The following is a 4,601-nucleotide window of genomic DNA, read 5'->3' as shown; positions in this document are numbered from 1 at the left end:
GTATTAGTGCAGCTCCATACCCCTGATTTCTTTCCTTTTCTGTTAACCAAAAAAATCTAATTTGAACTGAAGTCATATAGATAAAACCAGTTAAACCTCCGAGAATTTCTCCTGATTTATCGCGAACAAAAATAGCAAAAGACTCATCTGTGATTTCTGGTATAAATCTTCGATTGAAATCACCTAGCCCTTGGTAAATCTGATCGATATCTTGAGGGCTCGGCGAGTGAGTAAAAATGATATCCAATGATTTGTCCTTAATTTGGTTGAAAAAATAATGCTCTCGCAAAGAATAAACTATCGTTCTTTTTTTAATGCAGTCGGTTCAAGTTTATCGACAAGCTTCTTTAAATGGTTCTTAGCCAACTCATGGTTCCCTCGACTCATCCACTTAATGCAATTAAAAAGTTCCCAAGTAAGGCCTTTATCACCATTCGTATAGGCAGGAGAATCCTCATGCTTTGGAGCGGGTTCACTGGTTACCCTTTGTTCGATGATGCCTGTTTTATCGAATAGAACTTTGAATGGCTTTGAAATGCTGAACGGTTCACTCAAATCTAAGCAGTGAACTTCGGTACTCGTTAAATCATTGAAGATATACTTTTTAAAGTAAGCATTACCACTGTGAAAGCCGTCAAGTAGGTAAAATATTTCCTTGTCGTGTTCAAAAACTGAGAAGCACTTATTGGCAGATTTATGGAAATTGTTCTTCGTAAAAATAAGAATATCAGCATCCGAAACTCGGTCACCTTTCCCTGCTGCTAATGAGCCTAATAGCACAGCCGCTACTACGTCACTTTCTACCATAAAGGCTGAGCAAACAGAGCGAATAAGTTCACTTTGAAGGGGAAGATGCTTTAATTCTAGCTTTTCTGTTCTCAAAGTTACCTCCATTTTGATAGCAAAATATTTTCATTAAACAAAGCCGTCAAACCTGATCTTGAGGATAGATATTTCAACCAATTCGAACAACAAATGCCGAGAACCATGAATCAGGCTTTGCGTTCTAGTGACAATTATATTGTCAATGTTGGACACCCAGTGCTTTCAAAGCTCGTGCACATTGATAAGTGTTTTTAAAGAGAATTGCGTTCATACCAACTGACTCTGCGCCAGCCACATTATATGGCATATCATCAATGAAAACGGTTTCTGATGCCTCTAAGCCATACTGATAGAGCAATGATTCGTATATTTCAACTTGAGGTTTAAGTAGACCAACCTCAGCGGAAACAATAGCGCCTTCAAATAAGTCCCAAAATGTATATGTTGCTTTTAAATGAGAAACAATTTCATGGACGTTATCAGTCAATGCAAAAACTCTATAACCTGCAGATTTACAACGTCTAATAAGCTCTACGGAGCCATAAATCAAGATTTGGGTTTGCTTAACGTAGTAAAATAGACGTTCACATTCTAATTCAGTGAAACCTAGCACATCACAATATTGGGTTTTTGCATCATTTTCAGATAACAGCCCTTTGTTTAGATTTAACCAAATATCAGACTGAAATACAGACTTCGCTTTCTCTTCTGCTGATGCGCAATCTCCAAAAGTAAGACGAATAATCTCTTCAGGTGACCAACGAACGACGACATTGCCGATGTCGAAAACAATATTTTTTATCCTTTCAGAACTCACTATTTACTCCTTTGAAATCTCGAAAACCAAAATTTTCATCAGACTTGGCGATGAATATCGTCTAACTGAGCATCGACGGCTATCCACCCTTTTTCTTTGTTCCAATACTCACATGCCCAGTGATCTTCAAAATGGTTTTGAGCTAAATAAGTCGCAAAGCCACTCCTTAGTCTCGCTGGTATTGCTTTTGCTCTCAATACTGCGCAAACTAATAGTGAAAAGTCTCTACAAATACTGATCACTCTATGGTTTGGTTTCTTGAAAACGTGTGAAGGCTCACCTGATTTCGACATTGCTAAAGAGACTAAATCTTTAGCATACCGAGTCTGCATTTCGGTCAGCTTGTTTAACGGTTCAGCCTCAACACCGTAGTGCTCTAACCAATACGAGTGAATAAGATTCCCCTGAACAAACTTACATATACCCGCTATATCATCAGATATCTTGCGGATGTCTAACAGGTCATTAGTTAGCTCTGTAAACTCCGTGTTTTCGGTATAGTCGTTGATAAGCATCTGTTTCTAATCCTTTGTAGATATCTCTAAGCATAGGTTGAAACGAGGTTTGCAGAAACACCTCAAATTGAACGTAACCCGATTCAGAGCAAAAGTACCAAGCGTTACGAATCACCCTTGAACAGTTTGCGTGGTATCAACTTTTGACCATACGAGTGTGACTCGCTCTTTTAGCCCTTTACCAGATAACCATAATCGACCATCTTTTAGTAGCTTAACTTCACGCTCCATACGTTCACCTATAACAGATTTCACGCTAGACTGAAGCCCAAAGTGAAACACACGATTGTTCTCTAAATCTAATTCATAAGTAGCTGTATAAAAGTTTGATTCTCTCTTTTTATCTTCGTCTGTAGGATTAGTTAGTGGATCTCTATTCTGTGCGACGCTAACAAACCCATTGTCTGTATAAATTAGAGTACCGTTTTGTTTCCCCGGCCAATTAAACATTTCACCTGATTCTCTATGGATGATGAACTCATCTAAAGACCAAACACCAACCAGAATTTCCTTTGATAGTTTCACTTATGCTTCCTTAATTTCCTGGGGACCTAACCTCAATGAAGTTCTAAACAATACAAGAGACTCAGTGCTATAAGAGTTGCATACGTTACGAACCACTTTTAAATGTTTGTTATATGTTTAGTTACACCTTGTCCGCAAAATAAGACATGATTTCTTCTGTAGTCATCTCATTAGTCTCGTTGGCAAAGCAGTAATAGCTTGGACGCATGTCGCTAAAGTATTGCATGTCCATTTTCAAACCTTCTAAGTTTGGGAACAGACCTACAGGCATATTGTATTCACCTGTTTCTTTGAACTTGTAAAACAAATGAGTGCCGCACTCCAGACAGAAACCACGAGAAGCCCAAGAGGATGACTTGTACATTTTTACTTTGTTTTGCCCCTCAATTTTGACTTGAGTTCCACATTTAACTGCGAAAAAAGGTGCGCCACCCCAAGTTCGACATGACTGACAATGACAAACAGTGAAATTAGGGTTGATGCTTTCTGCTTTGATTTTTACAGCACCACATAGACAGTTAGTCTCTACGTAAGACATTAAATTACTCCTAAATTGACGAAAACATATAACCCCTGCTAAGGGCAGTAACGTAATAGAAAGCCCCTGCATACCACTTTACATACTGAAACCAACGCATAGAGAATGCCATGCGTTTCGAATCAATCTTGGGTAATTTGTTAGTACATGCGCGACTTCTATTTATACGCCCCAAGATATTGAAACTCCAACTTATATGAAAGCATATGAACACTGAAGTGAGGCGGGTAGCTACAAAACTTAAGCTCGATTAAGAGGCGAAAGTTAGCTAGAGGAAAACGAACTGAACTCCCCTACTTTTACTGATTTTAAGTTAGAAAAGGATTCGTTCCTCGCACTTAGTCAGCAACACCAAAACTCATGACCATTGATGTCAACCCCGTACTAAAGCACCGTTAAGGTTTGAGAAACGTAATACCTTATTAACCTCCGCATTATACGCAATGTAAAAATGCCACGCGTTGTAAATCACTCTTAAACACTTGTTAAGTGGGTCGGTGTGTAGAGTTAATAAACAGGTATAGTGCAAAACCCATTGTTTCACGTCCCCACTTTAAGTACGCATCTTTCCAGTGTCGTATCGTTTTGACTTTGTCCAACAACTCAATATTCGCAGGATCTAGTAGCAACTCTCGTTCGGATGCCAACCAAAACGAACTTTCAAATGTGTCCCAATCTTGATAGGAAGAGTGAACAACATAAACGCATTCGAGGCCTAACTGATTGCCTGCTTCTATATTTTTTAAGTTTGACCTTAATTCTAAAGGATCAATACCTGTTGCGAGTAAGTATTCCTCATCTGGCTCTTTTCGCCAATACGCATCCCCAAGTACAATTACGCCATTGGAAACTATAAGAGATTTCATGTCAGATAATGCATTGTCTAAAGCTTCGCCAACATCGCCAAAAGCATGAGTAGAGCCTAAGCTAAAACACGCATCAAATGCGCCCCTAGGCAACTCAACATCTTTGAATGCAGATGTATGAAAGGTAATTTGGTCCAAATACGATTCCAGATTTTCCTTTGCTTTAGCGATTTCCAATTCATCGTTATCAATGACTACCGCCCGACAATTAAATTTTTCTATAACTCCTTTAATTAACTCGCCATTACCACAACCAACATCTAAGACTAAAGAGTCCTCATTTAGCCATAGCTCATCTAGTAAGTTATCTATACAACTTGAGCTAATGGGGCTGTTATATTCCATGATTACCTTCCATGCTATTTTCTACTTTAAACACTTGACAGAATTGTTGATATCAGAAGCACCTAACGCCAAATTAAGATGTGAAGCATTCAACAAGGACACTTAGTTTGACTACCGTAAACACTGAACTCAACCAGAACCAAAAATGCCAAGCGTGCCGAATCACTCTT

At 38.8% G+C, this 4,601-nt stretch carries 6 protein-coding genes and 1 pseudogene; all 7 read right to left on the bottom strand.

Annotation, left to right across the window (positions count from 1 at the left end; translation table 11 throughout):
- Positions 1 to 247, bottom strand: a pseudogene (locus BCT81_RS28230) (histone acetyltransferase); the annotation flags it as partial.
- 50 nt (positions 248 to 297) lie between these two features.
- Positions 298 to 882, bottom strand: coding sequence for a nucleotidyltransferase domain-containing protein (locus BCT81_RS28225; RefSeq protein ID WP_102426580.1), 585 nt, complete (start codon positions 880 to 882; stop codon positions 298 to 300).
- Positions 883 to 1,024: 142 nt separating this feature from the next.
- Positions 1,025 to 1,642 (bottom strand): HAD family phosphatase, encoded by a 618-nt coding sequence (locus BCT81_RS28220; RefSeq protein ID WP_102426579.1) that lies wholly within the window; start codon positions 1,640 to 1,642, stop codon positions 1,025 to 1,027.
- 38 nt (positions 1,643 to 1,680) lie between these two features.
- Complete coding sequence (locus BCT81_RS28215; protein ID WP_241908290.1) at positions 1,681 to 2,157, bottom strand: transglutaminase-like domain-containing protein; 477 nt, start codon at positions 2,155 to 2,157, stop codon at positions 1,681 to 1,683.
- A 111-nt stretch (positions 2,158 to 2,268) separates the two neighbouring features.
- Positions 2,269 to 2,682 carry a lipocalin-like domain-containing protein gene (locus BCT81_RS28210; protein ID WP_102426578.1) on the bottom strand — a complete coding sequence of 138 codons (414 nt, stop codon included), beginning with the start codon at positions 2,680 to 2,682 and terminating at the stop codon, positions 2,269 to 2,271.
- A gap of 121 nt (positions 2,683 to 2,803) precedes the next feature.
- Positions 2,804 to 3,220 (bottom strand): GFA family protein, encoded by a 417-nt coding sequence (locus BCT81_RS28205; RefSeq protein ID WP_102426577.1) that lies wholly within the window; start codon positions 3,218 to 3,220, stop codon positions 2,804 to 2,806.
- A 485-nt stretch (positions 3,221 to 3,705) separates the two neighbouring features.
- Positions 3,706 to 4,431, bottom strand: coding sequence for a class I SAM-dependent methyltransferase (locus BCT81_RS28200; RefSeq protein ID WP_102426576.1), 726 nt, complete (start codon positions 4,429 to 4,431; stop codon positions 3,706 to 3,708).
- Between the last annotated feature and the right edge of the window lie 170 nt (positions 4,432 to 4,601).

This window comes from Vibrio sp. 10N.261.52.A1 (assembly GCF_002876325.1).
GTDB lineage: Bacteria > Pseudomonadota > Gammaproteobacteria > Enterobacterales > Vibrionaceae > Vibrio > Vibrio chagasii.
Note: the sequence above shows the minus strand (reverse complement) of the source record. Positions and strands in the feature narration are given on the sequence as shown.